This window comes from Micromonospora echinaurantiaca, from assembly GCF_900090235.1.
Taxonomy (GTDB): Bacteria; Actinomycetota; Actinomycetes; order Mycobacteriales; family Micromonosporaceae; genus Micromonospora; species Micromonospora echinaurantiaca.
In genome coordinates, this window is sequence record NZ_LT607750.1 from 1,913,807 (window position 1) to 1,940,775 (window position 26,969).

At 75.8% G+C, this 26,969-nt stretch carries 25 protein-coding genes and 1 pseudogene; 15 read left to right on the forward strand and 11 right to left on the reverse strand.

Features of this window, described 5'->3' with window-relative positions:
* Nucleotides 1-57: 57 nt before the first annotated feature.
* Complete coding sequence (locus GA0070609_RS08720; protein ID WP_088993343.1) at nt 58-1,278, reverse strand: acetyl-CoA C-acetyltransferase; 1,221 nt, start codon at nt 1,276-1,278, stop codon at nt 58-60.
* 131 nt (nt 1,279-1,409) lie between these two features.
* Here GA0070609_RS08720 and GA0070609_RS08725 point away from each other — a divergent pair, with 131 nt between their 5' ends.
* The 5 genes from GA0070609_RS08725 (at nt 1,410) to GA0070609_RS08745 (ending at nt 7,859) form a co-directional block, all read left to right on the forward strand.
* Nucleotides 1,410-2,180 (forward strand): SDR family oxidoreductase, encoded by a 771-nt coding sequence (locus GA0070609_RS08725; RefSeq protein WP_088993344.1) that lies wholly within the window; start codon nt 1,410-1,412, stop codon nt 2,178-2,180.
* The gene (locus GA0070609_RS08730) at nt 2,177-3,061 is read left to right on the forward strand and encodes an SDR family NAD(P)-dependent oxidoreductase (protein WP_088993345.1); all 885 of its coding nucleotides are present in this window, start codon (nt 2,177-2,179) and stop codon (nt 3,059-3,061) included. Before GA0070609_RS08725 ends, GA0070609_RS08730 begins: the two co-directional genes overlap by 4 nt.
* Nucleotides 3,061-4,293 carry an acyl-CoA dehydrogenase family protein gene (locus GA0070609_RS08735; protein WP_088993346.1) on the forward strand — a complete coding sequence of 411 codons (1,233 nt, stop codon included), beginning with the start codon at nt 3,061-3,063 and terminating at the stop codon, nt 4,291-4,293. Before GA0070609_RS08730 ends, GA0070609_RS08735 begins: the two co-directional genes overlap by 1 nt.
* A 50-nt stretch (nt 4,294-4,343) precedes the next feature.
* Nucleotides 4,344-4,955 (forward strand): TetR/AcrR family transcriptional regulator, encoded by a 612-nt coding sequence (locus tag GA0070609_RS08740; RefSeq protein WP_088993347.1) that lies wholly within the window; start codon nt 4,344-4,346, stop codon nt 4,953-4,955.
* A 156-nt stretch (nt 4,956-5,111) separates the two neighbouring features.
* A complete protein-coding gene (locus tag GA0070609_RS08745; RefSeq protein ID WP_088993348.1) occupies nt 5,112-7,859 on the forward strand; it encodes a helix-turn-helix transcriptional regulator in 2,748 nt (915 codons plus the stop codon).
* 72 nt (nt 7,860-7,931) lie between these two features.
* Here GA0070609_RS08745 and GA0070609_RS08750 read toward each other — a convergent pair whose 3' ends face one another.
* Genes GA0070609_RS08750 through GA0070609_RS08760 form a run of 3 tightly spaced genes read right to left on the reverse strand, consistent with a single transcriptional unit; the run spans nt 7,932 to nt 11,134 of the window.
* Nucleotides 7,932-9,005 (reverse strand): Zn-dependent alcohol dehydrogenase, encoded by a 1,074-nt coding sequence (locus GA0070609_RS08750; protein ID WP_088993349.1) that lies wholly within the window; start codon nt 9,003-9,005, stop codon nt 7,932-7,934.
* A complete protein-coding gene (locus GA0070609_RS08755) occupies nt 9,002-10,420 on the reverse strand; it encodes an aldehyde dehydrogenase family protein (protein WP_088993350.1) in 1,419 nt (472 codons plus the stop codon). Before GA0070609_RS08755 ends, GA0070609_RS08750 begins: the two co-directional genes overlap by 4 nt.
* Nucleotides 10,421-10,468: 48 nt before the next feature.
* Nucleotides 10,469-11,134: a TetR/AcrR family transcriptional regulator gene (locus GA0070609_RS08760; protein WP_088993351.1), complete on the reverse strand. Its 666-nt coding sequence runs from the start codon at nt 11,132-11,134 to the stop codon at nt 10,469-10,471.
* Nucleotides 11,135-11,222: 88 nt separating this feature from the next.
* On the opposite strand from GA0070609_RS08760, the gene GA0070609_RS08765 reads away from it, so the two are divergent.
* Genes GA0070609_RS08765 through GA0070609_RS08780 form a run of 4 tightly spaced genes read left to right on the forward strand, consistent with a single transcriptional unit; the run spans nt 11,223 to nt 14,800 of the window.
* Nucleotides 11,223-12,371, forward strand: coding sequence for an acyl-CoA dehydrogenase family protein (locus tag GA0070609_RS08765; protein WP_088993352.1), 1,149 nt, complete (start codon nt 11,223-11,225; stop codon nt 12,369-12,371).
* 15 nt (nt 12,372-12,386) lie between these two features.
* Nucleotides 12,387-13,145 carry a 3-oxoacyl-ACP reductase FabG gene (fabG, locus tag GA0070609_RS08770; RefSeq protein WP_088993353.1) on the forward strand — a complete coding sequence of 253 codons (759 nt, stop codon included), beginning with the start codon at nt 12,387-12,389 and terminating at the stop codon, nt 13,143-13,145.
* 33 nt (nt 13,146-13,178) lie between these two features.
* Nucleotides 13,179-14,351: an acyl-CoA dehydrogenase family protein gene (locus GA0070609_RS08775; RefSeq protein WP_088993354.1), complete on the forward strand. Its 1,173-nt coding sequence runs from the start codon at nt 13,179-13,181 to the stop codon at nt 14,349-14,351.
* A complete protein-coding gene (locus GA0070609_RS08780) occupies nt 14,348-14,800 on the forward strand; it encodes a MaoC family dehydratase (RefSeq protein ID WP_088993355.1) in 453 nt (150 codons plus the stop codon). Before GA0070609_RS08775 ends, GA0070609_RS08780 begins: the two co-directional genes overlap by 4 nt.
* Before the next feature lie 43 nt (nt 14,801-14,843).
* On the opposite strand, the gene GA0070609_RS08785 is transcribed toward GA0070609_RS08780, so the two are convergent.
* The gene (locus GA0070609_RS08785) at nt 14,844-15,920 is read right to left on the reverse strand and encodes a spore photoproduct lyase family protein (RefSeq protein ID WP_231928590.1); all 1,077 of its coding nucleotides are present in this window, start codon (nt 15,918-15,920) and stop codon (nt 14,844-14,846) included.
* 113 nt (nt 15,921-16,033) lie between these two features.
* On the opposite strand from GA0070609_RS08785, the gene GA0070609_RS08790 reads away from it, so the two are divergent.
* A complete protein-coding gene (locus GA0070609_RS08790) occupies nt 16,034-16,783 on the forward strand; it encodes a DNA-formamidopyrimidine glycosylase family protein (protein WP_088993357.1) in 750 nt (249 codons plus the stop codon).
* 17 nt (nt 16,784-16,800) lie between these two features.
* Here the strand turns inward: GA0070609_RS08790 and GA0070609_RS08795 are convergent, their stop codons facing one another.
* The 3 genes from GA0070609_RS08795 to GA0070609_RS33820 form a co-directional block, all read right to left on the reverse strand.
* The gene (locus GA0070609_RS08795) at nt 16,801-17,439 is read right to left on the reverse strand and encodes an STAS domain-containing protein (protein WP_088993358.1); all 639 of its coding nucleotides are present in this window, start codon (nt 17,437-17,439) and stop codon (nt 16,801-16,803) included.
* A gap of 134 nt (nt 17,440-17,573) precedes the next feature.
* Complete coding sequence (locus tag GA0070609_RS08800; RefSeq protein ID WP_088993359.1) at nt 17,574-17,846, reverse strand: GlsB/YeaQ/YmgE family stress response membrane protein; 273 nt, start codon at nt 17,844-17,846, stop codon at nt 17,574-17,576.
* 43 nt (nt 17,847-17,889) lie between these two features.
* Complete coding sequence (locus tag GA0070609_RS33820) at nt 17,890-18,393, reverse strand: STAS domain-containing protein (RefSeq protein ID WP_231928591.1); 504 nt, start codon at nt 18,391-18,393, stop codon at nt 17,890-17,892.
* A gap of 148 nt (nt 18,394-18,541) precedes the next feature.
* Here GA0070609_RS33820 and GA0070609_RS08810 point away from each other — a divergent pair, with 148 nt between their 5' ends.
* From GA0070609_RS08810 to GA0070609_RS08820, 3 genes are all read left to right on the forward strand, one after another.
* Nucleotides 18,542-19,216, forward strand: a complete 675-nt coding sequence (locus tag GA0070609_RS08810) for a response regulator transcription factor (protein ID WP_088993360.1) — start codon at nt 18,542-18,544, stop codon at nt 19,214-19,216.
* Entirely contained in the window at nt 19,213-20,568 is a 1,356-nt protein-coding gene (locus tag GA0070609_RS08815) for a sensor histidine kinase (RefSeq protein ID WP_088993361.1), read from the forward strand. The genes GA0070609_RS08810 and GA0070609_RS08815 overlap by 4 nt, the downstream gene beginning before the upstream one ends.
* An 83-nt stretch (nt 20,569-20,651) precedes the next feature.
* Nucleotides 20,652-21,221 (forward strand): GerMN domain-containing protein, encoded by a 570-nt coding sequence (locus GA0070609_RS08820; RefSeq protein WP_088997589.1) that lies wholly within the window; start codon nt 20,652-20,654, stop codon nt 21,219-21,221.
* A gap of 152 nt (nt 21,222-21,373) precedes the next feature.
* Here GA0070609_RS08820 and GA0070609_RS08825 read toward each other — a convergent pair whose 3' ends face one another.
* The 3 genes and pseudogenes from GA0070609_RS08825 to GA0070609_RS35170 form a co-directional block, all read right to left on the reverse strand.
* Entirely contained in the window at nt 21,374-21,874 is a 501-nt protein-coding gene (locus GA0070609_RS08825; protein WP_088993362.1) for an anthrone oxygenase family protein, read from the reverse strand.
* Nucleotide 21,875: 1 nt separating this feature from the next.
* Entirely contained in the window at nt 21,876-22,718 is an 843-nt protein-coding gene (locus GA0070609_RS08830; RefSeq protein ID WP_088997590.1) for an NmrA family NAD(P)-binding protein, read from the reverse strand.
* A gap of 150 nt (nt 22,719-22,868) precedes the next feature.
* Nucleotides 22,869-25,492: pseudogene (locus GA0070609_RS35170) on the reverse strand (CDP-alcohol phosphatidyltransferase family protein); the annotation flags it as partial.
* A gap of 86 nt (nt 25,493-25,578) precedes the next feature.
* On the opposite strand from GA0070609_RS35170, the gene GA0070609_RS08845 reads away from it, so the two are divergent.
* Both GA0070609_RS08845 and GA0070609_RS08850 read left to right on the forward strand, forming a co-directional pair.
* Nucleotides 25,579-26,559: a zinc-dependent alcohol dehydrogenase gene (locus GA0070609_RS08845; protein WP_088997591.1), complete on the forward strand. Its 981-nt coding sequence runs from the start codon at nt 25,579-25,581 to the stop codon at nt 26,557-26,559.
* A 3-nt stretch (nt 26,560-26,562) separates the two neighbouring features.
* The gene (locus tag GA0070609_RS08850) at nt 26,563-26,961 is read left to right on the forward strand and encodes a 6-pyruvoyl trahydropterin synthase family protein (RefSeq protein ID WP_088993364.1); all 399 of its coding nucleotides are present in this window, start codon (nt 26,563-26,565) and stop codon (nt 26,959-26,961) included.
* Nucleotides 26,962-26,969 lie beyond the last annotated feature (8 nt).

A 26,969-nucleotide genomic window follows, 5' to 3' on the forward strand; every position in this document is an offset into this window, starting at 1 on the left:
CCCGGTGCCGGGTGCGGTCGGCTCGACCGCGCCCGGCACCGGGCCGGCCGGGCCCGGTCAGCTCAGCCGTTCGACGATCATCGCCATGCCCTGGCCGCCGCCGACGCACATGGTCGCCAGTCCGACCTGCCGGTCGTGCCAGCGCAGCGAGTTGAGCAGCGTGGTGGTGATCCGGGCGCCGGTCATGCCGAACGGGTGGCCGACCGCGATCGCGCCGCCGTTGACGTTGAGCCGGTCCCAGTCGACGCCGAGCTCGCGGGCGCTCGGCAGCACCTGGGCCGCGAACGCCTCGTTGATCTCGACCAGGTCGACGTCCGCGATGGACATTCCGGCGTGGCGCAGCGCCCGCCGGGACGCTTCCACCGGCCCGAGCCCCATGATCTCGGGGGAGAGCGCGCTCAGGCCGGTGGCGACGATCCGGGCCAGCGGGGTGACGCCCAACTCCCGGGCCCGTACGTCGGACATCACGACGAGCGCGGCGGCCCCGTCGTTGAGCGGACAGGAGTTGCCGGCGGTCACCGTGCCGTCCGGCCGGAACACCGGCGGCAGCGCGGCCACCGCCGCCAGGGTCACCCCGGGACGCGGTCCGTCGTCGGCGGCGACCACCGCGCCGCCGGGCACGGTGATCGGGGTGATCTCCCGCGCCCAGAAGCCGTCGGCGATCGCCTTCTCGGCCAGCAGCTGCGACCGTACGGCGAACTCGTCCTGGCTCTCCCGGGAGATCCCGCGCAGCTGGGCCACGTTCTCCGCGGTCTGTCCCATGGCGACGTAGACGTCCGGCAGCTCGCCGTCGGCGCGCGGATCGTGCCAGGCCGGCCCCGCGCCGCCGGCCCGGGTGGCGGTCCGCGTCACCGCGTCGCCGAACCGCGGGTTGGTGCTGTCCGGGTGCCCGTCGCTGCGACCCCGGTGGTAGCGGGAGACGCACTCCACCCCGGCCGAGACGAACACGTCGCCCTCGCCGGCGCGGATGGCGTGCAGGGCCATCCGGGTGGTCTGCAGCGACGAGGAGCAGTACCGGTTGACGGTGGTGCCGGGCAGGTGGTCGAGGCCGAGCAGGACGGCCACCACACGAGCGAGGTTGTAGCCCTGCTCGCCGGCGGGCTGGCCGCAGCCGAGCATCAGGTCGTCGATCCCGGCCGGGTCGAGCTGGGGCACCTGGTCCAGGGCGGCCCGCACGATGGTGGCGGCCAGGTCGTCGGCGCGCAGTTCGCGCAGCGAGCCCTTGTTCGCCCGACCGATCGGTGATCGGGCGGCGGCGACGATGACGGCTTCCGGCATGGTGGGGTCCTTTCCGGGGGAGTTATCTGCACTGACGGTGCGGTTACTACGGTGGCCGTGTCAACGGATTGTGAGATGGTCATCGGCATTCGTCGTTGACGAGTCGGTTCCGTCCTCCTACTATCTGCATCGTGAATGCAGATTCAGCTCGGTTGGCCGGTCGGGTCGCGCTGGTCACCGGGGCGAGCCGCGGCATCGGCCTGGCGGTCGCCCGCCGGCTGGTCGCCGAGGGCGCCCGGGTCGGCCTGACCGCCCGCCACCCGGAGCCGCTGGCCGAGGCGGTCGCCGAGCTGGGCGGCCCGACGCGCGCGGTGGCGGTGGCCGGTCGGGCCGACGACGCCGAGCACCGTCGGGCCGCGGTGCACCGGGTCACCGAGGCGTTCGGGCCGGTGGACGTCCTGGTCAACAACGTCGGCATCAACCCGGTCCACGGGCCACTGGCCGAACTGGACCTGGCCGCGGCCCGCAAGATCCTCGACGTCAACCTGGTCGGCACGCTCGGCTGGGTGCAGGAGGTCCGCGCCGCGGGGATGGCCGAGCGCGGGGGCTGCGTGGTCAACGTCTCCTCGATCGCCGGGCTGACGCCGTCGCCGGGCATCGCGTTCTACGGCGTCAGCAAGGCCGCCGTCAACCACCTCACCGCCTGCCTCGCCGTCGAGCTGGCCCCGGCGATCCGGGTCAACGCGGTCGCCCCGGCCGTGGTGAAGACCCGGTTCGCGGCCGCCCTGCACGAGGGCCGGGAGGACGAGGTCGCCCGGGCGTACCCGCTGGGGCGGCTCGGCGTACCCGAGGACGTCGCCGGCGCGGTCGCCTTCCTCGCCTCCGCCGACGCGGCCTGGATCACCGGGCAGACCCTGGTCCTCGACGGCGGGGTCGGCCTCGCCGGCCGGATCGCCGGATGACCGCGCCGGCCGCACCCCGCGGCCTGGTCGTGGCCGGGGCCGGCGTGGTGGTCACCGGGGCCGGCTCCGGCATCGGCGCCGCCCTGGCCACCCGGTTCGCCGCCGACGGCGCCCGGGTGGTGGTCAACGACGTCGACGCCGCGGCTGCCCGGGCGGTGGCCGCGCGGATCGGGGGGTACGCCTGCCCTGGCGACGCGGCCGACCCGGCCGCCGTGGCCGCCCTGGTCGGCTTCGCCCGCGACCGCCTCGGCGCGGTCGACCTGTTCTGCGCCAATGCCGGGGTGGCCCCGACCGGCGGGGCCGACGCCTCGGACGAGGCGTGGCAGCGGGCCTGGCAGGTGAACGTGTTGGCGCACGTGCTGGCGGCGCGCGAGCTGCTGCCGCACTGGCTCGCCGCCGGCCGCGGCCGGCTGCTGGTCACCGCCTCGGCGGCGGGCCTGCTCATCCTGCTCGGCAAGGCGCCCTACTCGGTGACCAAGCACGCCGCGCTGGCCTTCGCCGAGTGGTTGCGGGCCAGCTACGCCCACCGCGGCATCACCGTCCAGGCGCTCTGCCCGCAGGGGGTGCGGACGCCGATGCTGGCTGCCGCCGACGACGCCAGCGCCGCCCTGCTGGACGCGACCGCGGTCAGCTCCGAGCAGGTGGCCGACTGCGTCAGCGCGGCGCTGGCCGACGACCGGTTCCTGGTGCTGCCGCATCCGGAGGTCGCCGCCTGGTACGCGCGCCGCGCCGCCGACCCGGACCGCTGGTTGCGGGCGATGAACCGCACCCAGCGCGACATCGAGCGGCGCGGCACCGACCGGCCCGAGCCGCGGCCGGAGCCGCCGGACCTCGACCCGCGGCCGGCGGCGGCCGGCCCCGACCCGCACCGGAGCGCCTGATGGACTTCCGCTACGACGAGACCACCGAGCGGCTGCGCGAGAGACTGCTCGCCTTCATGGCCGAGCGGATCCATCCGGCCGAGCCCGTCTTCGCCGACCAGTCGGCGGCGCGCGTCGACCGGTGGGGCGCCCCGCCCGTGGTCGCCGAGTTGCAGGCCGAGGCGCGCCGGCACGGCCTGTGGAACCTCTTCCTCCCGGGCGAGCACGGCGCGGGCCTGACCAACCTGCAGTACGCGCCGCTGGCCGAGATCACCGGCTGGTCGCCCGAACTCGCCCCGGTGGCGCTGAACTGCGCGGCGCCGGACACCGGCAACATGGAACTGCTGGCCCTGTTCGGCACCCCGGAGCAGCGGGACCGCTGGCTCACTCCGCTGCTGGACGGCCGGATCCGCTCGGCGTTCGCGATGACCGAGCCGGCCGTCGCGTCGTCCGACGCCACCAACATCGCCACCCGGATCGAGCGCGACGGCGACGAGTACGTGGTCAACGGCCGCAAGTGGTTCGTCACCGGGGCGCTCGACCCGCGCTGCGCGGTCTTCGTCGTGATGGGACGGACCGATCCCGACGCGCCCCGGCACCGGCAGCAGAGCCAGCTGCTGGTGCCGCGCGACACCCCCGGGGTCACGCTCCGCCGGGGTCTGCGCACCTTCGGGTACGACGACGGCGACCACGGCGGCCACGCCGAGATCGACTTCGTCGACGTCCGGGTGCCGGTGGGCAACCTGATCGGGGCGGAAGGCGACGGCTTCGCCATCTCGCAGGCGCGGCTCGGGCCGGGCCGGGTGCACCACTGCATGCGGCTGGTCGGCATGGCCGAGCGGGCCGTCGAGCTGATGTGCCGGCGGGTGGCCGACCGGCACGCGTTCGGCGGGCCGCTGGCCACGCAGGGGGTCATCCGGGACTGGATCGCCGAGGCACGGGTCCGGCTGGAACAGGCCCGGCTGCTGGTGCTCAAGACGGCCTGGCTGATGGACACCGTCGGCAACCGGGCCGCGCACACCGAGATCCAGGCGATCAAGATCGCGGTGCCGGAGACCGTGCAGTGGGTGATCGACCGGGCCGTGCAGGCGCACGGCGCGGCCGGGGTCAGCCAGGACACGCCACTGGCCCGGCTCTGGGTGAAGGCCCGCGCGCTCCGGTTGGCCGACGGCCCGGACGAGGTGCACCGGCAGTCGTTGGCCCGTCGGGAGCTGCGCCGGCACCAGCCGGTCCGGCCGGCGGCCCGAGGCTAGACTCCCGGGGCGGTGGGGACGACGTGGCAGCGGTGAGAGGGAGAGCGCGGATGGGCGGGGCCGACGCGCCGGGCCGGGTCGACGGGCGGACCGCCCGGGCCGAGCGCACCCGGGCGGCCATCGTCGAGGCGCACCTCGCGCTCATCTCCGAGGGCGACCTGCGGCCGACCGGCGAGCGCATCGCCGAACGGGCCGGCATCTCGCTGCGCACGCTGTGGACCAACTTCAAGGACATGGAGACGCTCTTCGAGGCCAGTGGCGCGGAGGTGCTCCGCCAGCAGGATGCCGCGTACCGGCCGATCTCGCCGACGCTGCCGCTGGCCAAGCGGGTCGACGCGTACTGCCGGCAGCGGGCCCGCCTGCTCCAGCTGGTCGCGCCGTCGGCGCGGGCCGCCCAGATGCGCGAGCCGGTCTCGGCGCAGCTGCACCGTAACCGGCTCAAGCACATCGACCGGGTCCGCGACGAGGTCGAGCAGCTCTTCGCGGCGGAGCTGGCGCAGGCCGGGCCGGGTCGGGAGCAGCTGGTGCACGCGCTGGTCGCGGTGAGCATGTGGCCGGCCTGGTCGATGCTGCGGGACGGGCTGGGGCTGGGCGTGGACCAGGCCCGGGCGGTGATGGCCCGCACCGTGGGCGCGCTGCTGACCGACGTTTCCGAGCGCTGACCGACGCGCCGGGGCTGTTGCCGGCTGGCCCCCGCGCCGGTTGGGCCGCCGCGCCGGTTGGCCGCCACACCGGTCGGGTCGCTGCGGGGTTGGCCGGGGCGGCTCGCGCGGAAATCGACTCTTTCCTTCCGGTTTCCGATAGGTGACACTCGATGCATGGTTACTGCATCGACAGTGCAATTAACCGGGCTGCGGGGCCGCGACGCCGAGTGTGCGGCCATCCGGCGGCTGCTCGACGGACCACCGGACGCCGGGGGCGCGCTGCTGCTGTGGGGCGAGCCGGGCGCGGGCCGCAGCGCGCTGGTCGGCTACGCGCACCGGCAGGCCGGCGCCCGTACCGTGCTGGCCGGCGCCGGGCTAGCCGAGGAGGCGCTGCTGCCGTACGCCGGACTGCAACGCCTGCTCGACCCGCTGCTGGACCGGGCCGACGCGCTGCCCGAACCGCAGCGTGGGGTGCTGCGGGCGGCGCTGGCCGGCGCCGGCTGCCCGGCCCACCGCCGGCTCGCCCTGTCGATGGCCGTGCTCGGGCTGCTCACCGCCGCCGCCCGGGAGCGCCCACTGCTGTGCACCATGGACGACGTCGACCAGGGTGACCCGCAGACCGCCGAGGTGCTCGGTTTCGTGGCCCGGCGGCTGCGCGAGCTGCCGGTCGCCGTCCTGCTCACCGCCGGCACCGACGCGGTGGCCGGGGGAGTGCCCCGGCACCGGCTGCGGCCCCTCGACGACCGGGCCGGCGCCGCCCTGCTGGCCGACCGGCTGCCCCGCCTCGACCCGGCGGTGGCGGTGGCCCTCACCGCCGTCGCCGGGGGTAACCCGCAGGCCCTGGTCGACCTGGCCGAGGTGCTCACCCCCGGGCAGTGCCGGGGCGACGAGCCGCTGCCCGAGACGCCGCCGGTCGACGGCGCGCTGGGCCGCGGCTACCGCGCCCGGCTGGGCCGGCTGCCGGCCGACACCCGGCGCGTGCTGCTGCTCGCCGCGCTCGACCCGGACGGCGACCCGGCCACCCTGGCCCGGGCGGCGCGGGCCGCCGGCACCGCGGTCGAGGCCCTCGCCCCGGCCGAGGCGGCCGGCCTGGTCCGGGTCGACGCCCGGCGGGTCACCCTGCCGCAACCGCTGGCCCGCGCGGTGGTCGCGCAGAGCGTTCCACTGGCCGCGCGGCGCGCCGCCCACCTGCTGCTCGCCGGCGTGCTCGACGGCACCGACCAGCGGCTGCGTCGAGCCCTGCACCGGGCCACCGCGGCGGAACCACCGGCTCCGGCCCTGGCGGCGGAACTCGAGGCGGCAGCCGGCGACGCGGCTCCCGCGGCCGCGGCGGCGGCGCTGGCCCGGGCCGCCGAACTCAGCGCCACGCCCCGGCAGGCCGCCGCCCGGCTGGTCGGTGCCGCCCGGCACGCCTGGACCGCCGGCCGGCCACAGTGGGCCCGCCGGCTGCTGGCCGACTCCCGGGTGCGCGGTCCGGCCGACCCGACCACCGCCGCCCGGGCCGGGCTGCTCCGCGGTGAGCTGGAGCTGCGCTGCGGCGCGCCGTCGGCCGCCTCGGCCACCCTGCTGGCCGCCGCGGCGGCCGTGTCCGGCGTCGACCGGCTCGCCGCCCTCGGCGCGCTGGTCCGCGCCGGGGAAGCGGTCTGCTTCACCGGCGACCAGTACCGGTACGCCGAGGTGGCGCGCCGGGCGGCGGCGCTGCGCCGGCCCGGGGACCCGCCCGCCGCCGAGCTGATGACCGCGCTGGCCGCCGGAGTGGCGGCGACGCTGCGCGGCGACCACGAGCGGGGCGGGCCCGCGCTGCGCCGGGTCGTCGTCCTCGGCAACCGGTTGACCGGGCCGGCGCTCACCCCGGCCGCGCTGACCTGTGCGGCGGTAGCCGGCCTGCTGGTCGCGGTGGACGGCGCCGCCCACCGGCTCGCCGAGCGCGCCGTCGAGGTGGCGCGCGCCCGTGGCGAGCTGTCCCTGCTCTCCCGGGCGCTGGAGCTGCGCGCCATCGCGGAGTACTGGCTGGGCCGGCACGACGCGGCGGCGGACACCTCCCGCGAAGGGCTGCGGGTGGCCCGGGAGACCGGCCAGGTCACCTGCGCCGGCGTGCACCTGGGCATGCTCGCGGTGCTGGCGGCGGTACGGGCGGACCGGGACACCAGCCTGCGCCGGATCCGGGAGATCGGGGAGGCGGCCGCGCCGTACAGCCGGCCCCGGGCGCTGGCGCAGTGGGCCCTCGCGGTGCTCGACCTGGTGGACAACCGGCACGACGCCGCCGCCGCGCGGCTGACCGCCCTGGCCCGCCCCGGCATCGGCCGGGGGCAGGTGCTGATCCAGGTGATGGCGACCCCGTACCTGGTGGAGGCCGCCGCCGGCACGGCCCACCGGCCGGCGGCCACCGCCGCGCTCGCCGTCTTCGACCGGTGGGCCAGCAGCACGGCGAGCCCGTCCCGCCGGGCGCTGTCGGCGCGCTGCCACGCGCTGCTGGCGCCCCGGGGGAGCGCCGGGGCCGAGGACGGGTTCCGCACGGCGCTGCGGCTGCACCCGGCGGACGCCGGCGCGTTCGAGCGCGCCCGCACCGAGCTGCTCCTCGGCCGCGAGCTGCGCCGCAACCGCCGCCCCCGGGACGCCCGGGAACACCTGCACACCGCCCGGGAGACCTTCGGTCTGCTCGGCCTGACCGCCTGGGCCGAGCAGGCGACCACCGAGCTGCGGGCGGCCGGGGAGTCGGTCGGCACGCCGGACCAGCCGGCGGCGCGGCTGCTCACCGGCCAGCAGCTACGGATCGCGCAACTGGTCGCCGAGGGGGCCACCAACCGGGAGATCGCCGCCCGGATGTTCCTCTCCACCCGTACCGTCGACCACCACCTGCGCAACATCTTCCACCGGCTCGGCATCCGCTCGCGTACCGAACTGGCCCGCGCCCTCACCTGACGACCGCCTCGGCGGCCCGAGCCGCGGCGCCGTTCCGAGCGGTCCCGGTCGGGCCGGTGGCGAGCGGGGCGGTCAGGGCAGGACGACGGTGCGGGCGCCCTCGCCCCGGGCCATCCGGTCGAACGCCGCCGCCGCGCCGTCCAGCCCGGTCCGGTCGGTGATCAGGGGGGCCAGGTCGAGGGCGCCGTCGAGCACGGCCCGGGCGAGTTCGGGCACGTCCCGGTCCGGATCGGACGATCCGTAGACCGAGGAGCGCAGCGTCCGCGCCGAGTGGAAGATGTCCAGCGCGCTCAGCCCCACCACGTCGTCCTTCGCGCCCATGCCCACCACGGTCACCTGCCCGCCGCGCCGGGTGGCCCGCCAGGCGGTGCGGATGGTGGCGCCGCGTCCGACACACTCCAGCGCGTGGTCGACGCCGCGGCCCCCGGTCCGCGCCCGGATCGCCCTGCCGAGCGAGTCGTCGGCGAGCAGGAAGTCGGTGGCGCCGGCCGCGCCGGCCAGCTCCGCCTTGGCCGGCGACACGTCGACCGCGAGCACCGGATCGGCGCCGGCGGCCCGGGCGGCGGAGACCACCGACAGGCCCACCCCGCCGAGGCCGATCACCGCCACCGAGTCGCCGGCGGCCACCCGGGCGGTACGGCGCACCGCGCCGACTCCGGTGAGCACGGCGCAGCCGAGCAGCGCCGCGGCGTCGAAGGGCAGTTCCGCCGGCACCGGGATGACCGCGTCCTGCGGCACCACCACCTCGTCGGCCAGCGCGCCGAGACCGAGCGTGACGTGCAGCGGCTCGCCGGTCGACGTCCGGCCCCGCGCGGCGGCCGGGGAGCCGGCCCGCTCGCAGAGCCACGGCTCGCCGTGCCCGCAGTACCAGCACTGCCGGCACGGCGGCGCCCAGTTGAGCACCACGTGCGCGCCGGGGGCGACCCGGTCGACGTCGGCGCCGGCCTCGACCACCACGCCGGCGGCCTCGTGCCCGAGCACCAGCGGGTACGGCGGCGCCAGGGTGCCGTTGACCATGGACAGGTCGGAGTGGCAGACCCCGGCGGCCCGGATGGCCACCCGTACCTCGCCGGGCCCGGGGGCGGGCAGTTCCACCTCCTCGACCAGCAGCGGCCCGCCCACCGCCCGGGCGACCAGCGCCCTCACCGCTGGATGGCCTTGGTCTGCAGGTACTCGTCCAGCCCGTAGCGGCCCAGCTCGCGGCCGAGCCCGGACTGCTTGTAGCCGCCGAACGGGGCGAGCGGGTTGAACGGCGCGCCGTTGATGTCGACGGCGCCGGTGCGCAGCCGCCGGGCGACCCGCAGCGCCCGCTCCTGGTCGCCGGACCAGACCGCGCCGGCCAGTCCGTACCGGGAGTTGTTGGCGACGGCGACGGCCGCGTCCTCGTCGTCGACCGGGATGACCGCGAGCACCGGGCCGAAGACCTCCTCCTGGGCCAGCGCGCTGTCCGGGTCGACGTCGGCGATCACCGTCGGGGCGACGAAGTAGCCGCGCTCCGGCAGCGGGGCGTCCGGGCCGCCGGCGACCAGCCGGCCGCCGTCGGCCAGCCCCCGGGCGACGTGCCCGGCGATCCGGTCCCGCTGGGCGGCGGAGACGACCGGGCCGAGCCGGGTGGCCGGGTCGAACGGGTCGCCGAGCCGGTAGCCCTCGGCCACCTTGGCGGCCAGCGCCAGCGCCTCGTCGTAGCGGTCCCGGTGCACCAGCATCCGGGTCCAGGCGGTGCAGGTCTGCCCCGAGTTGAGGAAGGCGTTGCCCACCCCGACCTTGACCGCGGTGGCCAGGTCGGCGTCGTCGAGGATCACGTTGGCGGACTTGCCGCCGAGTTCCAGGGCCACCCGGGCGATCCGGTCGGCGGCCAGGTGGGAGATCCGCCGCCCGGTGGCGGTCGAGCCGGTGAAGGAGACCATGTCGACGTCCGGGTGCGCGGCGATGGCCTCGCCGACCTCCGGGCCGGTGCCGGGTACCAGGTTGACCACCCCGGGCGGGAAGCCGGCCTCGTGGATCGCGTCGACGAGCAGGTACGCGGTGAGCGGGGTCAGCTCGCTCGGCTTGAGCACCACTGTGCAGCCGGCGGCCAGGGCGGGCGCCAGCTTCGCCACCACCTGGTGCAGCGGGTAGTTCCACGGGGTGATCGCGCCGACCACCCCGACCGGCTCGCGGACGACCAGCGAGTTGCCGACCGACTCCTCCGCCGGTGGTTCGGCGGCCAGGTCGACGTAGCTGCGCAGCACGGTCAGCGGCAGCCCGGCCTGCACCCGGACGGCGATCTTCAGCGGGGTGCCCAGCTCCGTCGCGACGGTGTTGGCGACCGTGTGGGCCCGCGCGGTGAGCGCGGCGTGCAGCCGGTCCAGCGCGGCGGCCCGCTCGGCCGGGGCGGTGTCGGCCCAGCCGGGGAAGGCGGCCCGGGCCGCCGCGACGGCCCGGTCGACGTCGGCCGCCGTGCCCGCCGGCACGGTCGCGACGATCTCCTCGGTCGCCGGATTGCGCACCGCCAGGGTCTGCCCGGAGGAGGCGGCGACCCAGGCGCCGTCGAGGTAGATGTCGGTCCGTGTGAGATCCATGGCGCCCCTCACGTACGTCGGCCAAAACTAGCGGTGCAAGTTTTGACTCTAGTACGCCGTGCCGGCCGACGGGAGGGGCGGCAACGGCCCGATGTGCTCCTCGTAGGTGCGGGAGAGCCCGTCGATGAGCGCGTCGAGGCCGAGCGCGAAGGCGCCCTCGTCCACCCGCTGCTGGTGCTCGGCGAGCCGGTGCGCCTGGGTCAGGTGCGGGTACTGCTCGGCGTAGAGGCTCGGGTCCTCGACGAAGCCGCGGGCGAACGACCCGAGCGCCGAACCGGCGACGAAGTAGCGCATCAGCGCGCCGATGTGGGTGGCCCGGGCGGGCGGCCAGCCCGCGTCGACCAGTCCACCGTAGACGGCGTCGGCCATGGCCAGCGCCGCCGGGCGGCGCCCCGGCCCGCGGGCCAGGTACGGCACGATGTTCGGGTGCGCGGCCAGCGCCGCCCGGTACGAGTGCCCCCACCAGCGCAGCGCCTCGCGCCAGTCGACGTGGCCGAAGAACGACACGTCCACCTGGCCGGTGACGCTGTCGGCCACCGCGTCGAGGATCTCGTCCTTGGTGGCGAAGTGGTTGTACAGCGACGGCCCGCGTACCCCGAGTTCGGCAGCGAGTCGGCGGGTGGAGAACCCCTCCAGGCCCTCCGCGTCGATCAGCGCGGCGGCGGCCTCGACGATCCGCTGCCGGCTGAGCAGCGCCTGCCGCGGCCGGGGCATCCGTCCCTCCCTCGCTCGATGGTCCGCCGCAAACTCTGCCACAGCCGGGTCTGGACGGAATTAAACTTGCAGCGCTAGTTTATCGGCCATGGACCTTCAGCTCTCCGCCGAGCAGGCGTCGGTCCGCCGGCTCGCCGCGGAGTTCGTCGACCGCGAGGTGACCCCGCACGCTGCGGCCTGGGACCGGCGCGAGTCGGTAGATCCGGAGATCGTCGGCAAGCTCGGCCAGCTCGGCTTCCTCGGGCTGACCATCCCCGAGGCCGACGGCGGCTCCGGCGGCGACCACCTCGCGTACTGCCTGGTGCTGGAGGAACTGGGCCGGGGCGACTCGGCCGTGCGCGGCATCGTGTCGGTGTCGCTCGGGCTGGTGGCCAAGTCGATAGCCGCGCACGGCACCCCGGCGCAGCGGGCGCAGTGGCTGCCCCGGCTCTGCGCCGGCACCGCCCTCGGCTGCTTCGCGCTCACCGAACCGGACAGCGGTTCGGACGCCGCCGCGCTGACCACCCGGGCGGTCCGCGACGGCGGCGACTGGCTGCTCACCGGCACGAAGACGTTCATCACCAACGGAACCACCGCCGACGTGGCCCTGGTCTTCGCCCGCACCGGCGGGCCCGGCCACCGGGGCATCACCGCGTTCCTGGTGCCCACCGACGCGCCCGGGCTCACCCGGTGCGAGATCCACGGCAAGCTCGGCCTGCGCGGGCAGGCCACCGGCGAGCTGCGCCTCGACGGCGTGCGGGTGCCGGACTCGGCGCGCCTGGGCGAGGAGGGCGGCGGCTTCCGGCTGGCGCTGGCCACCCTGGCCAAGGGCCGGATGTCGGTCGCCGCCGGCTGCGTCGGCATCGCCCAGGGCTGCCTGGACGCCGCGGTCGGCTACGCCGGGCAGCGCACCCAGTTCGGCAAGCCGATCGCCGGCCACCAACTGGTGCAGCAACTGCTCGCCGCCATCGCGGTGGACACCAACGCCGCCCGGCTGCTGGTGTGGCAGGTCGCCGACCTGATCGACCGGGGCCAGCCGTTCGCCACCGAGGCGTCGATGGCCAAGCTCTTCGCCAGCGAGGCCGCCGTCCGCGCGGCGAACAACGCCGTCCAGGTCTTCGGCGGGTACGGCTACATCGACGAGTACCCGGTCGGCAAGTACCTGCGCGACGCCCGCGTCGCCACCCTCTACGAGGGCACCAGCCAGATCCAGCAGCTGCTCATCGGGCGCGCGCTCACCGGCGTGAACGCCTTCTGACCCCAGGGAGCAACCGTGACCAGATTCGCCGACCGGGTCGCCGTCGTCACCGGCGCCGCGCAGGGCATCGGCGCCGCGACCGCGCGGCGACTGGCCGCCGAGGGCGCCGCCGTCGCCGTGGTCGACCTCGACGCGGAGCGCAGCCAGGCCGTCGCCGACGAGATCACCGCGGCCGGCGGCCGGGCCGTCGGGATCGGCGCCGACGTGACCGACCCGGAGGCGGTTGCCGCGCTGACCGACCGGGTGGTGCGCACCTACGGCGGGCTGCACGTGCTGGTGAACAACGCCGGCATCACCCGCGACGACCTGCTGTTCAAGATGCCGCTGCAACGCTGGGAGGCGGTGCTGACCACCAACCTGACCAGCATGTTCCTCTGCTGCCAGGCGGCCCAGCAGCACATGGTCGCGGCCCGCTACGGACGGATCGTCAACCTCAGCAGCCGCTCCGCGCTCGGCAACCGGGGCCAGGTCAACTACGCGGCGGCCAAGGCCGGCGTGCAGGGCTTGACCGCCACCCTCGCCATCGAGCTGGGGCCCTTCAACATCACCGTGAACGCGGTCGCCCCGGGCTACGTGGCCACCGCGATGACCGCCGCCACCGCCCAGCGGGTGGGCGCCAGCCCGGAGGAGCACCAGCGGATGGTCGCCGAGCACACCCCGCTGCGCCGGGTCGCCCAGCCGGCCGAGATCGCCTCGGTGATCGCCTTCCTGGCCAGCGACGACGCCTCGTACGTCAGCGGCCAGACCCTGTACGTCAACGGCGGCGCGCGCTGAGGCGCGCGTACCAGCTCAGCACCCGGAGGGGACATGGACTTCGCGCTTTCCGACACCGAGCGGGCCATCCGCGACACCGCCCGCGACTTCATCACCAAGGAGGTCATGCCGCTGGAACAGGAGCTGCTGCGGCGGGAACGGGCGCACCGGCCCGGGCTGGAACCGGCTGAACTTCGCGAGTTGCAGCTCAAGGCGCGCGCGTTCGGCTTCTGGGGCCTGGCCACCCCGGAGGAGTACGGCGGCATGGACCTCTCCGCCGTCACCCAGTCGCTGATCTGGACCGAGATCGGCCGCTCGTTCGTGCCGTTCCGGTTCGGCGGCGAGGCCGACAACATCCTGTTCCACTGCAACGAGGAGCAGAAGCGGGAGTACCTGATCCCGACCATCGAGGGCGAGCGGCGCAGCTGCTTCGCGATCACCGAGCCGGGCGCCGGGTCGGACGCGGCCAACATCAAGCTCAGCGCCCGCCGCGACGGCGACGACTGGATCCTCAACGGCGAGAAGACCTTCATCACCGGCGGCAACGAGGCCGACTTCGCCATCGTGATCGCGGTGACAGACCGGGAGAAGGGGGCGCGCAACGGCGGCGCCACCGCGTTCCTGGTGGACCGGTCGATGGGCTGGCGGTCGGAGTTCATCCAGACCATGGGCGAGGGCGGGCCGGCCTCGCTGGTGTTCGAAGACGTCCGGGTGCCCGGGCGCAACATCCTCGGCGAACCGGGCCAGGGCTTCGCCCTCGGCATGGAGTGGATCGGCAAGGGCCGCTACACCATCCCCTCGCACGCGGTGGGCATCGCCGAGCGGGCCCTGCGGATGGCGATCGACCAGGCCAACAGCCGGCAGACGTTCGGCCGGCCGATCGGCGAGAACCAGGCGATCCAATGGATGATCGCCGACTCGGAGACCGAACTGGAGGCGGCCCGCTGGCTCATCCTGCGGGCCGCGTGGACGGTGGACCAGGGGATGGACCCGCGGCACGCCTCGTCGATGGCGAAGCTCTACGGCGCCGGCATGGTCAACCGGGTGGTCGACCGGGTGCTCCAGATCCACGGCGGGATGGGCTACACCCGGGAGCTGCCGATCGAGCGCTGGTACCGGCAGGTCCGGCTCTACCGGATCTTCGAGGGCACCGACGAGATGCAGCGGCTGATCATCGCGCGGGACCTGCTGCGTGGCTACACCAAGTTGGGCGGGCACCTGGCATGAGGACCTTCGCCTCCCTCGACGAGCTGGCCGCGGCGGTCGGCGAGACCATCGGCCCCGGCGACTGGCAGCGGATCGACCAGAGCCGGGTCGACCTCTTCGCCGACGCCACCGACGACCACCAGTGGATCCACGTCGACCCGCAGCGGGCCGCCGCCGGCCCGTTCGGCGGCACCGTCGCGCACGGCTACCTGACGCTGTCCCTGCTGCCGGCGCTGGCCGGCGGCCTCTACCGGGTGCAGGGCGTGCGGATGGGGGTCAACTACGGGCTGAACCGGGTGCGGTTCCCGGCCCCGGTCCGGGTCGGCAGCGCGATCCGGGCCAGCGCCACCATCGCCGAGGTGTCCCCGGTGGACGGCGGGGTGCAACTGGTCGCCGCGGTCACCGTGGAGAGCGACGCGGGTGGCAAGCCGGTCTGCGTCGCCGAGACGGTCAGCCGCCTCTACGCGTGAGTCGCGCGCCGGCCGGGCCCGGGTGGCCCGGCCGGCGGCCGCACTAGAAGGCGTACCGGATGCGGCAGTACGGCGTCCGGGCGGCGATCAGCTCGGTCAGCGCGGCGACGTAGCGACCCTTCTGGCCGGTGCGGTAGCGCACGTTCCAGCCGCCGGTCTGCGAGCGCTTCGGCTGCTGCAGGTCCGGGCGCCAGAGCAGCTCCTCGGCCTTCGGGTGCCAGCCGAGGTTGACCTCGTGCAGCCGGTCGTTGTGGGTGAGGAAGACGACCTCGGCGGCGAGCTGCGCCCGGGCCCGGGGCCCGATCCCGGCGTCGAGCTGGTCGAGCAGCTCCGCCCAGTCGTCGAGCCAGCCGTCGCGGACCACCACCGGGCTGAAGTTGACGTGCACCTCGTACCCGGCGGCGACGAAGTCGTCGATGGCGGCGATCCGCTCGGCGACCGGTGAGGTGCGGATGTCGAGCAGCTTGGCGTCCCGGGCGGGCATCAGCGAGAACCGGATCCGGGTCCGCCCGCGCGGGTCCCAGTCGAGCAGGTCCCGGTTGACGTGCTTGGTGGCGAAGCTGGCCTTCGCGGTGGGCAGGTCGCGGAAGCAGGTGACCAGGTCGCGGACGTTGTCGCTGACCCGGGCGTCCAGCGAGCAGTCGGAGTTCTCGCCGATGTCGTAGACCCACGCGTGCGGGTCGCACTGGTTCGGGGCGTCCTTCACGCCCTGCCGGGCGACGTGCCGGGACAGGTAGCCGGTGATCCGCTCGATGTTGGCGAAGACGGTGATCGGATTGCTGTAGCCCTTGCGCCGGGGCACGTAACAGTAGGCGCAGGCCATGGCGCAGCCGTTGGCGGTGGACGGGGCGATGAAGTCGCTGGAACGCCCGTTGGGCCGGGCGGTGAGCGACTTCTTCACCCCGAGCACCAGGGTCTCGCTCTTGATCCGCACCCAGCGGGCCACGTTCGTCTCGTCGCCGTACAGCTCCGGGATGCGGGTGTGGCTGTCGATCTCGATCCGCTCGGCGTCGGGGAAGCGGGCCAGCACCTGCTGGCCGCGCGGGAGCGCGGCGGCCTCCGGCTCCACGAAGATCCGCCGGATGTCGAGCAGCCGGGACTGCGGGACGACGTCGGTCACAAACCAGTACAACTGCGGACCGACCGCCCGTCTTCCCACCGGCGGCGACGTTTCCCGTCGGGCCCGCCGGGTATCCGCCGCCATGCCCGCACTGTCCCGCCGAGGCCGCTGACGTGCCCGAAGGGCACCTGATCCACCGGTACGCCCGCGAGCAGCACGCCGCGCTCGCCGGGCAGGTGCTGACGGTCTCCAGCCCGCAGGGCCGGTTCGATCCCGGCCCGTACGACGGGCGCCGGCTGCACGCCGTGGAGGCGTACGGCAAGCATCTGCTCTACCACCTGGACGGCAGCCCGACCCTGCACGTGCACCTCGGCATGCGCGGGCTGTTCCTGCGCCACGACGACCCGACCGCCGCCCCGCGCGCCGGGGTGCGGCTGCGGCTGGCCGGCGCCGCCGTCGCGTACGACCTGATCGCCCCGATCCGGTGCGAGCCGCTCCCGCCTGGCGGTGAAAGCGCGCTGCGGGCCTCGCTGGGGCCGGACCCGCTGCGCGCCGACGTCGACCCGGCGGAGGCGGTCCGCCGGCTGGCCGCCGCGCGGGGCGCGGTCGGCGCCGCGGTGCTCGACCAGGCGGTCTGGGCGGGCATCGGCAACGCCTGGCGGGCCGAACTGCTCTTCCTCGCCGGCCTGGATCCGGACACCAGGGACGTCGGGCCGGAAACAGCTCGGCGGCTGTGGGACCTTGCGGTCCGGTACCTGGCCCTGGGCCGCGACGCCGGGCAGGTGGTCAGCGACCCGGCGGCCCCGGACGAGCGGTGGGTCTACAAGCGGCAGGCGTGCCGCCGCTGCGGGGCGCCGGTGCGGGTGTGGGAGCTGGGCGGGCGCTCGGCGTACGCCTGCCCGGTCGACCAGCCCCGCGGCTGACCCGGCCGCGGCGGGGTTCAGCCGGCCCGGACGGGGGCGGCCGCCGCGCGCCGGGCCGAACCCGCACCGGCCTGCCCGGGCCCGGTGGGCCGAGTCGGCCGGGACACCTCCGCGACGGCCTCCTCGACGGTGTCGAAGACCGGGAAGAGCCCGTCCACGCGCATCGTGTGCAGCACCGTGCGGATGTAGCGGGACGGCGCGGCGAGGCACAGCACCGCCCCGCGCTCGCGGGCGTCCCGGTGGGCGCGGACCAGCAGTCCGAGCCCGGTGGAGTCGATCAGGTGGACCCGGGCCAGGTCGACCACCACGTGCCCGCGCACCTCGACCGCGCTGTGCAGCGCCGCCCGGAGCGCGTCGCCCCCGTCCAGGTCGATGTCGCCCGCGACGCTCACCACCGGCACGTCCTCGAGGTAGTCGATGCCGAGCACCTCGCCCGGGTGGCCACCGTCGGTGGGGTCGGTCGGGTCGGGCGGCAGCGGGGCGCAGCGCGGGCAGCGGTGCGGCCCGGTGGCGAAGGGCGAGCCGCTCCAGCCGTGCTCGGACACCAGGGTCCAGACCACCTCGGCGTCCGGCAGCACGCAGGCGGTCGCCCGGACGGTGTCGCCGCAGGCGTCGCAGATCAGCGTCATCAGGTTCTCGTCGGGTACGACGGTCATGTCCTCTTCCTCGCGTTCTGCCCGGGCCCGGCGGCCCTCGCGTCCCGGTCGCCGCCCCGCCGGCGTCCGTCGGGCGGGCCGCCGGAGCGGCCGGTCCGGCCCGGCGGCGGAATGGCCGGGCCGGGGAACCCGGATCAGGTCGGGTCGGATCCCTCGCGGCCGGTGGTGAGCGCGACCAGGGCGACGCCGGCCACGGCCGACCCGACCTGCACGACGAGGTCGAGCGGGCCGAAGCGGCCGCCGGCGTCGGCCAGGCCGACCACCACCGTGCCCAGCACCGCGGTGACCACCCCGACCACCAGCGCCAGCCAGACCGGTACGGCCCGCAGGCCCGGTACGGCGAACCGGCCCACCGCCCCGACGGCGAGGCCGATGGCCACCGCCGTGCCGAGACCGGTCGCGGTCATGCTGTCCTCCTCGGTACTCGGCCCGCGGCCGCTGCGCGGGCGATCACGACGGCGAGGCGACCGCCGCCCTGCCGTACGGGCGACCGTTCGGGCCGCTGGAGCGGCCCGCCCCACCGGCCGGCAGGGGGGTGGTGCCGGCCGGTGGGGGAGCCGTGCCGGCCGGCGGGGGAGCCGGACCGACCGGTGGGGGTGGCGCGTCGGTGGAGGGTGGCGCGTCCGCGGGGCGGACCGGCTGCGCGGTCTCGGTCACCGACAGCACCTGGTCCAGCCGGGCGGTCTGCAGGATCTTCCGGATCCGCGGGCTCGGGTCACGCAGGCTCAGCACCGCCTGTCGGCGGGCGAGCCGGCGGTGCACGTCCAGCAGCAGCCCGATGCCGGCGGCGTCGACGTGCCGGCAATCGGCGAGGTCCACCACCACATGCCCCGGGCGCAGCGCCAGCACCCGATCGAAGACCAGGCCCGTCACCGACAGGGCGGCCCGGTCCAGTTCCGTGCTGAACGCCACCTCGATCAGCGGCACCGACCACCCTGCCTGCTGTTCCGACACCGGTCGCCCTCCCCGCCCGTCGACTCCGGGACCCACCCTGCCGGCCGGCCTTGGCACTGGACGCGCGGTTGCATGACAGTTATGTGACAAATCCGTCCGGCGTCGGCCAGGGCTGGGCGCCCGGCAGGGCGCCGGGGATGATGCGGGTATGACGGGCGTACTGGTGATCGAGGACGACGACCGGATCCGTCTGGCCCTGCTACTCGCCCTGGAGGACGAGGGGTACACGGCACGTGGGGCGGCCACCGCGGAGGAGGGACTGCGGGCGCAGCGTCAGGACCCGGCCGACAACGTGCTCGTCGACCTGATGCTGCCGGGGCTGGACGGCTTCGAGTGCATCCGGCAGCTGCGCCGCGACGACGACGTGCCGATCGTGGTGATCAGCGCCCGCGACGACACCCACGACATCGTCGCGGCGCTGGAGGCGGGCGCCGACGACTACGTGGTCAAGCCGGTCGCGATCAAGGAGCTGTCCGCCCGGCTGCGCGCCCTGCGCCGGCGCGCCCGGGCCGCCGCCCCGGCGGTGTCCGTGCTCACCTTCGGCGAACTGGAGATCAGCCCGGAGGCCGGCGAGGTACGCCGCGACGGGCAGCCCGTGCCGGTCACCCGCACCGAGTTCCGGCTGCTCTGCGAGCTGGCCGAGCACGCCGGACGGGTGCTGTCCCGGCAGCAGCTGCTGAGCCGGGTGTGGGGCTACGACACCGGCGACGAACGGCTCGTCGACGTGCATGTCGGCCGGCTCCGGCAGAAGATCGAGAGCGACCCGGCCAACCCGCGCCACCTGGTCACCCTGCGTGGGCTCGGCTACAAGTTGCAACGATGAGGCGGCTCGGCCTGCGGGCCCGGGTCACCGCCGGCTTCGCCGTCGGCGCGCTGCTGCTGGCCGCCTCGATGGCCCTGGTGTCGTACGAGCTGACCCGGCGGTCCCTGCTCGATGAGCGGGAGCGCACCGCGCTGCGGGCGGCGTACTTCGACGCGGCCGTGGTGCGCACCGGCCTGGACGCCGAGGCGCCCGACGTGGCGGAGGTGCTGCGGTCGCTGGACACCGGCGGCAACCGCCGCCCGCTGCTGTACCGCGACGACCAGTGGTACCTGCGCACCGCCGACGACGGGCTGACCGCCGCCGTCCCCGCCGAGCTGCAACGCCTGGTGCGCGACGGGGAACCGGCGGTGCAGCGGGTCCGGATCGACGGCCAGCCGGCCCTGCTGGTCGGCGTGCCGCTGGCCGAGGCGGTCGGCTACTACGAGGTGACCTCGCTGCGGGAGCTGGAGGAGACCCTCCAGGTCCTCGCCCTGGCGCTGACCGCGGTCGCCATCGTGGTCGCCGGATCGGGCGCCGCCGTCGGCTGGTACGCCACCCGGCACAGCCTGCGGCCGCTGACCGCGGTCGCCGACGCGGCGGAGAAGATCGCGGCGGGCAGCTTCACCGCCCGGCTGGCACCGACCACCGACCCGGACCTGACCCGGCTCTCCACCTCGTTCAACCACATGGTCGACCAGCTCGCCCGGCGGATCGAACGGGACCGCCGGTTCGCCGCCGACGTCAGCCACGAGCTGCGCTCACCGTTGCAGACGCTGTCGGCCGCGGCGAGCGTGCTGGCCAACCGCCGGGAACACCTCGACGAGCGGACCGCGCTGGCCGCCGGCCTGGTGGCCGACGAGGTCGCCCGCTTCCAGCAGCTGGTCAACGACCTGATCGAACTGGCCCGCAGCGACCGGCCCGCCGACCGGGCGCCGGTCGACGTGGCGGCCCTGGCCCGGGAGGCCTGCCGGTCCCGGTCCCTGCCCGACTCGCTGGTGCAGGTCGCGCCGGGCACCGCGACGACCTGGTCGGTGGACCGGCGCCGGGTGGAGCAGATCCTGGTCAACCTGCTCGACAACGCCGTACGGTACGGCGGCGGGCCGGTCGCGGTGCGGCTGGCCCGGCGGGGCGGGACGGGCGTCGTCGAGGTCGACGACGAGGGTCCCGGCGTGCCGGTCGCCGAGCGGGAGGCGGTCTTCGACCGGTTCGTCCGGGCCCGGGCCGCGCACGCCCGGGCCGGCGGCGACGGCAGCGGCCTCGGGCTGGCCCTCGTCGCCCAGCACGCCGCCACCCATGGTGGCCGGGCCGAGGTCGGGGACCGCCCCGGCGGCGGGGCCCGGTTCCGCGTCGAACTGCCGGAGGCCCTCCGATGAGCCCTGACCGCGCCGGAACCGTCCCGGGCTCGGCCGCCGGAACCGGACGCAAGGCCGCCACGGCCCGGCGCACCGCAGCCGGGATGCGTCCGGGCCGCCGGGCGGCGGCTCTCGCCGCGTTGGTAGTGCTGCTCGCCGGCTGCGGGGTGCCGGTCGAGGACGCTCCCCGCACCGTGCCCGCGCCGCGCGGCCCGTTCCCGTCGGCGGCGAGCGGCGAGGCGACCTCCCCGGCGGGCCGGGTCGCCGAGGTGCTCTGCTTCGTCCGCGACGACCGACTGGTCCCCGTCGAGCGGCGGTTGGACGCCGCCCCGACGGCCGACGCCCAGCTGGCCCACCTGCTCGCCGGCCCGAGCGCCGCCGAACGCGACCGGGGGCTGACCAGCTCGCTGCCCGGCGCGGTCGGCGGGGCCACCGTCCGGGTCGCCGACACCCGCGCCGAGGTCGAGGTCGACGCGGTCGACGACGAGGCCGGCCGCAGCGACGAGATGCTCGCCTTCGGGCAGCTGGTCTGCACCCTGACCGCCCGCGCCGACGTGGAGACCGTGTCGTTCCTGCGGCGCGGGCAGCCGCTCGGCGTACCGCGGGCGGACGGGTCGCTGTCCCGGCAGCCGCTCAGCGCGGCCGACTACACCGATCTCATCACGCCGCGCTGACCGCGCGGCTCCGTCCGCGCGTGGCGCCGGTCCGCGCGTGGCGCCGGTCCGCGCGTGGCGCCGGTCTGCGCGCGGTCGCGGTCCGCGGCGCGGTGTCCCCGGGACCGGCTCCGGCACGCCGGCCGGCGCCCGGGACCGGATTGCGGCGCCGCTCAGCCGGTCAGCCGGCCGTGCACCACCAGAGCCCAACCGAGCAGGGCGAACGCGGCGGTCGAGGCGACCGCGCGGAGGACGTTCCAGCGCACCCAGGCGGTGGTGAACCGGTCCCGCACCGCGGCCAGGTCGGCCACCCGGTCCGGGTCGCCGGCGGCGGCCAACTGGTTGTTCAACGGCACGTTGACCGTCCCGGTGACCACCAGCACCACCAGGTAGAGCAGCAGCGCGGCGACGAGCCACGGCAGGACGGCCCGGTGCGCCGAGCCGAGGTGCAGCACCGCCGTCAGCGCCGTGCAGACCAGGGCGCCGAGGAAGCAGACCAGGAACCAACCGTTGATGATGGACTCGTTGATCCGCTGCATCGCGAGGACCAGGGTCCGGTCGTCCGTGCGGACCAGGCCGGGCATCACCGCGTAGGCGAACGCCGCGAACAGCCCGGCCACCAGGCCGGTGGACACCGCGGCGGCGAGCAGGCTGAGCGTACGCAGCACGGTCATCTCAGGCCGCCCACACGCCGGTCGCGGCGGTGGCCCGCGCGTACCCGGTGACGTCCCGGGGCGGTCGGCCCAGGGCCCGCCGCACGCCGTCGGCCAGGCTGGCGTTGCGCCCGTCGAGGACCTCGGTGAACAGGTACGTCAGCAGCGCGACCACCTCGGCCGGCGCGCCGGCCCGGCCCAGCGCCGCGGCGTAATCCGGCGCGGGGACCGGGGTGAACCGGACCGGCCGGCCGGTCGCGGCGGCGATCTCGGCGACCACCTCGGCGAACGTCAGCAACCGGGGGCCGGTCACCTCGTACACCTCGCTGGCGTGCCCGTCCCCGGTCAGCGCCGCGACGGCGACCTCCGCGACGTCGTCCGCGTCGACGAACGGCTCCGTTACCCCGTCGACCGGCAGCGCCACCTCGCCCCGCCGTACGTCGTGGACGAACGGGCCCTCGCTGAAGTTCTGCTGGAACCAGCTCGCCCGCACCACCGTCCACCGGCCACCGGCGGCGTCCACCACCTGCCGGACCGCCTGCTCGGCCTGCTCGGCCTCGGGCTCGCCCCGGCCGGAGAGCAGCACCACCCGGTCCACCCCGCGGGCGACCGCCAGCCGGGTGAACGACTCCACCGCCGCCACGGCGCCGGGCACCGCCAGGTCCGGCTGGTACGACAGGTACACCGTGCCGACGCCGTCCAGCGCTGCCGGCCAGGTCGCCCGGTCGGTCCAGTCGAAGGGGGGCGTGCCGGTCCGGGATCCGCGCCGGACGGGCCGGCCGAGCGCGGTGAGGCGGTCGGCGACGCGGCGGCCGGTCTTGCCGTTGCCGCCGAGCACCAGCACGGGGTGTTCGTTGATCGTCATGCCCTCCATCCAACGCCGTCCGCCGGCCGGGGGCCATGCGCGGGACGCGCGTCCACATGCGCGCGCGTCTCACCGCCGCCCGCCTTCCGCCGAACACCGCCCACCGGCCGCCGTCCGCCGGTTCTCCGGCCACCGGCCGCGGCCACCGGTCCTCGGGTCAGCGGCCGTGGGCCCGGCCGGCCGGCGGGTCGGCGCTGAACGCGGTCAGGAACCGGTCGCGGAAGGCGTCCATCGGCCAGACCGGCGCCTCGGGCCCCGGCCGCAGCCCGTCCTGCCAGCCCCAGCCGGCGATCCGGTCGAGCACCGCCGGGTCGGCGGCGACGATGCTGACCGGCACGTCCCGGCTGGCGTCGTCGCCGGTGACCACCGGGGCCGGCTGGTGGTCGCCGAGGAAGACCAGCACCAGGTCCCGGTCCCCGTACGTCTCCAGATAGGAGATCAACGTGCGCAGCGAGTACTCGACGGCCTTGCGGTAGCCGACGCGGGGCTGTGACTTCGGGTTGCTGACCGCCGCGTCGTGGTAGACGCTGCCGTCGCCGACGGCGGTCCAGTCGATCACCTTGGGGATCCGGGTCCAGGGCGAGTGGCTGGAGATCAGCGGGATCTCGGCCATCAGCGGCGGGCGGTCGGCGACGTCGCGCTCCCGGCGCTGGAAGGTGGCCAGGGTGTACTGGTCGGGCATCGGGGCGTAGCTGAACTTCGGCCCCTGGTAGTCCAGGCCGGCGGCGTCGTAGTACCGGTCGTAGCCGAAGAAGGAGCCCTCCGGCCAGGGCTGGGTGGCGGCGGGCATCACCCCGACGGTGTCCCAACCGGCCCGCCGAAAGGCGCCGCCGAGGGTGAGCCGGTCGCTGGCCAGCAGGCTGCGATGGCGCTGCTCGTTGTCGATCCACAGCCCGGACAGCAGGGTGTCGTGGGCCAGCCAGCTGCCACCCCCGGTGGTGGGCGAGGTGAGGAAGCCGCTGCGGGCGCCGAACCCGGCCGCCCGCAGCCGCTCGGTGCCGGCGTCCAGCACCTCGCCGACCCGCGCGAACTCCGGGTCCTCGACCGCGTCCCGGCCGTAGCTCTCCACAAAGGCGACGATCACGTCCTTGCCGCGCAGCGCGGTCAGCAACTCCGCACCCGGGGTGTGCCGGAACGGGTCGGCGCCCACCTGTGCGGTGAACGCCTCCCGGTCACGCAGCCGCGCCTGCGCCTGCCGGGCGTGGTCGCGCACCAGCGCGGTGGCGGCGGTGTCGGCGACCGGCACACCGGGCGCGACCCGGATGCCGGCGGCCGCGGCGGCCACCCAGAGCACCACCAGCGCGGCGACCACCCGCCGCGCCCCGACCCCGTGCCGGCCGGCCAGCCCGGCCAGCCGCAGCACCGCCGCGGCGAGGGCCAGCACCAGCACCACGACCAGCACCAGCACGCCGACGACGGCGCCGGTGCCACCGGCTCGGCCGAACGAGTCGGTGAGGAAACCGACCGCGTCGTCGAGCAGCGCCCAGTCGAGGACCAGGTCGAACGGCCGGCCGAGTGCCGAGCGGAAACCCAGGTCGGCGAGTTTCAGCACGGTCAGCAGGGCGAGCAGCGTCCCGGTCGCGGCGGCCACCAGCCGGCGTGCCCGGCCCGGCAGGGCGAGCAGCAGGGCGGCCACCAGCAGACCCTCCAGCGGAATGCGCAGGAAGGCGGCGGGGGTGAGCTGCCCGGGTCGGCTCGGCACGGTGAGCGCGACCAGCACCAGCGCGCCGGCGAGCACGGTGGTCACCCGGGCCGCCACGGCCCGGGCCCGCCGGCGGTCAGGTCCGGCGGGGGTACGCGTCGGGTCCGCCTCCGCTGTGCGGTGCTCGGACCCGGCGTCCGGGAGGGAGTGTCGCGGTGCGGCGACCCGACCGTCGGATGCGGTCGACTGTGGACGGGGTGGGGTCTGGATCGACATCACGGCTCCCGGGTCAGCGCAGCGACAGCACGGGTGGGGCGACCGGCAGGTCCCGGGCGCCGGCCGGCTCACCGGTTCCGCTCGGCTGCCGGCGGACCGGCAGCGTCACCCGGCGGGCGGGCAGCGCCGGCGCGGGCGCGGCGCGGCCGACCCGTGGCCGGGCCGGGCCGGCCCGGTGCCGCCACAGCCAGCCGACGTCGTGGCCGAAGGACTCCACCAGCAGCGCCAGCGCCACCACCAGCACCAGCACGGTCAGCGTCCGGGGCAGCGCCGCGGACGCGGCGACCAGCAGCAGCACTCCCTGCACGGCGGCGACCACCTTGCGCCAGTAGCGGGCCGGCAGTTGCCCGCGCAGCCAGGGCAGCGCCCGGGCCGCCGCGACGAAGGCGTACCGCATCGCGCCGATCGCGAGCACCCAACCGCCCACCGACGGCGCCACGTACAGGCTGAGCACCAGGATCAGGAACGCGTCGACCTCCATGTCGAAGCGGGCGCCGAACGCGCTCGCCGTGCCGGTGCGCCGGGCGACCCGACCGTCCACCGCGTCCAGCAGCAGCGCGACAGCGGTCAGCACGATCAGCACCCCGACCGGCGCGGGCCGGTGAGCGGAGTCGGCCACCAGCGCGGTCACGCCGCCCACCAGCACCGCCCGGGTCAGCGTCACCCGGTCCGCCGGGCCCAGCCCGGCCGCCGCGCAGCGGTGCAGGCCACGATTCAGCACGGCGTGACCGACCGCCGCGTACGCGAGCCCGGCGAGCCAACCCGCCCCGCCGAGTCCGACAGTTCCGGCGAGGCCGGCGAGCAGGACAATCTGGAAGATCAGCCCGATCACCGGACCAGTTCGAACCGTGGGCACCGTGCCTCCGTGTCTATGATCGACAACCCCCTGCCGGGGTACACGGAAAATCCGGCCGTTCGGTTCGGTCGGGTGAGGAGATGCCGGTGACCCGCGAGGCCCACGCCTTCTGGCTCCGCGCGCCGGGCCAGGGCGAGATCCGCCCGGTCCGGCTGCCCGCGCCCGGCTCCGACGAGGTCCTGGTCCGCACCCGCTTCTCCGGGGTCAGCCGCGGCACCGAGACGCTCGTCTTCGCCGGCCGGGTGCCGGCCAGCCAGTACGCCGCCATGCGCGCCCCGTTCCAGGAGGGCGACTTCCCGGCCCCGGTGAAATACGGCTACCTCAACGTCGGCGAGGTCGAGCAGGGCCCCGACGACCTGCGCGGGCGGACCGTGTTCTGCCTCCACCCGCACCAGACCGCGTACGTCGTACCGGCCAGCGCGGTGGTGCCGGTGCCGGACGCGGTGCCGCCCGCCCGGGCGGTGCTGGCCGGCACCGTGGAGACCGCTGTCAACGCGCTGTGGGACGCCCCGCCGCTGGTCGGCGACCGGGTCAGCGTGGTCGGTGGGGGAATGGTCGGCTGCAGCGTGGCCGCCCTGCTCGCCCGGTTCCCCGGCATCCGGGTGGAGTTGGTCGACGTCGACCCGGCCCGCGCCGGGGTGGCGGCGGCGCTGGGCGTGGAGTTCGCCACCCCCGAGCAGGCGACCGGCGGCCGGGACCTCGTGGTGCACGCCAGCGCCACCGGCGCCGGCCTGCAACGCGCGCTGGACCTGCTCGCCCCGGAGGGCACCGTGGTCGAGCTCAGCTGGTACGGCGACCGCCCGGTGCAGGTGGCGCTGGGCGGGAACTTCCACTCCGGTCGGCTGACCATCCGCGGCAGCCAGGTGGGCGCGGTCGCGCCGGCTCGGCGGGCCAGCCGCGGCTACGCCGACCGGCTCGCGCTCGCCCTGGAACTGCTCGCCGACCCCGCGTTCGACGCGCTGATCACCGGCGGGTCGCCGTTCGCGGAGCTGCCCGACGTGCTGCCCCGACTGACCACGGGCAGCCTGCCCGCCCTGTGCCACCTCATCAGCTACGACGGGAAGTGATCAGTGTTCAGCGTGACCGTCCGGGACCACATGATGATCGCCCACAGTTTCCGGGGGGAGGTCTTCGGCCCCGCCCAGCGGCTGCACGGGGCGACCTTCGTGGTCGACGCCACCTTCCGCCGGGCGGACCTGGACGCCGACGGCATCGTGGTCGACATCGGCCTGGCCACCGAGCAGCTCAAGGCCGTCCTCGCCGAGCTGACCTACCGCAACCTCGACGACGAGCCGGCGTTCGCCGGCGTGAACACCACCACCGAGGTGCTGGCCCGGACCGTCGCCGACCGGCTCGCCGACCGGGTGCGCGCCGGGGACCTGGGCCCCGGCGCGCGCGGCCTGGCCGGCATCACCGTCACCCTGCACGAGTCGCACATCGCCTGGGCCAGCTACGAACGGTCGCTGTGAGCGCGAGG

Excerpts from the sequence above, each read along its gene's own strand:
- GA0070609_RS08720 (WP_088993343.1), bottom strand. The coding sequence starts at position 1,278 with ATGCCGGAAGCCGTCATCGTCGCCGCCGCCCGATCACCGATCGGTCGG.
- GA0070609_RS08795 (WP_088993358.1), bottom strand. The coding sequence starts at position 17,439 with ATGACCGTCGTACCCGACGAGAACCTGATGACGCTGATCTGCGACGCC.
- GA0070609_RS08825 (WP_088993362.1), bottom strand. The coding sequence starts at position 21,874 with ATGACCGTGCTGCGTACGCTCAGCCTGCTCGCCGCCGCGGTGTCCACC.
- GA0070609_RS08810 (WP_088993360.1), top strand. The coding sequence starts at position 18,542 with ATGACGGGCGTACTGGTGATCGAGGACGACGACCGGATCCGTCTGGCC.
- GA0070609_RS08780 (WP_088993355.1), top strand. The coding sequence starts at position 14,348 with ATGAGGACCTTCGCCTCCCTCGACGAGCTGGCCGCGGCGGTCGGCGAG.
- GA0070609_RS08800 (WP_088993359.1), bottom strand. The coding sequence starts at position 17,846 with ATGACCGCGACCGGTCTCGGCACGGCGGTGGCCATCGGCCTCGCCGTC.
- GA0070609_RS08775 (WP_088993354.1), top strand. The coding sequence starts at position 13,179 with ATGGACTTCGCGCTTTCCGACACCGAGCGGGCCATCCGCGACACCGCC.
- GA0070609_RS08745 (WP_088993348.1), top strand. The coding sequence starts at position 5,112 with ATGGTTACTGCATCGACAGTGCAATTAACCGGGCTGCGGGGCCGCGAC.
- GA0070609_RS08755 (WP_088993350.1), bottom strand. The coding sequence starts at position 10,420 with ATGGATCTCACACGGACCGACATCTACCTCGACGGCGCCTGGGTCGCC.
- GA0070609_RS08820 (WP_088997589.1), top strand. The coding sequence starts at position 20,652 with ATGCGTCCGGGCCGCCGGGCGGCGGCTCTCGCCGCGTTGGTAGTGCTG.
- GA0070609_RS08740 (WP_088993347.1), top strand. The coding sequence starts at position 4,344 with ATGGGCGGGGCCGACGCGCCGGGCCGGGTCGACGGGCGGACCGCCCGG.
- GA0070609_RS08730 (WP_088993345.1), top strand. The coding sequence starts at position 2,177 with ATGACCGCGCCGGCCGCACCCCGCGGCCTGGTCGTGGCCGGGGCCGGC.
- GA0070609_RS08765 (WP_088993352.1), top strand. The coding sequence starts at position 11,223 with ATGGACCTTCAGCTCTCCGCCGAGCAGGCGTCGGTCCGCCGGCTCGCC.
- GA0070609_RS08815 (WP_088993361.1), top strand. The coding sequence starts at position 19,213 with ATGAGGCGGCTCGGCCTGCGGGCCCGGGTCACCGCCGGCTTCGCCGTC.
- GA0070609_RS08735 (WP_088993346.1), top strand. The coding sequence starts at position 3,061 with ATGGACTTCCGCTACGACGAGACCACCGAGCGGCTGCGCGAGAGACTG.
- GA0070609_RS08830 (WP_088997590.1), bottom strand. The coding sequence starts at position 22,718 with ATGACGATCAACGAACACCCCGTGCTGGTGCTCGGCGGCAACGGCAAG.
- GA0070609_RS08760 (WP_088993351.1), bottom strand. The coding sequence starts at position 11,134 with ATGCCCCGGCCGCGGCAGGCGCTGCTCAGCCGGCAGCGGATCGTCGAG.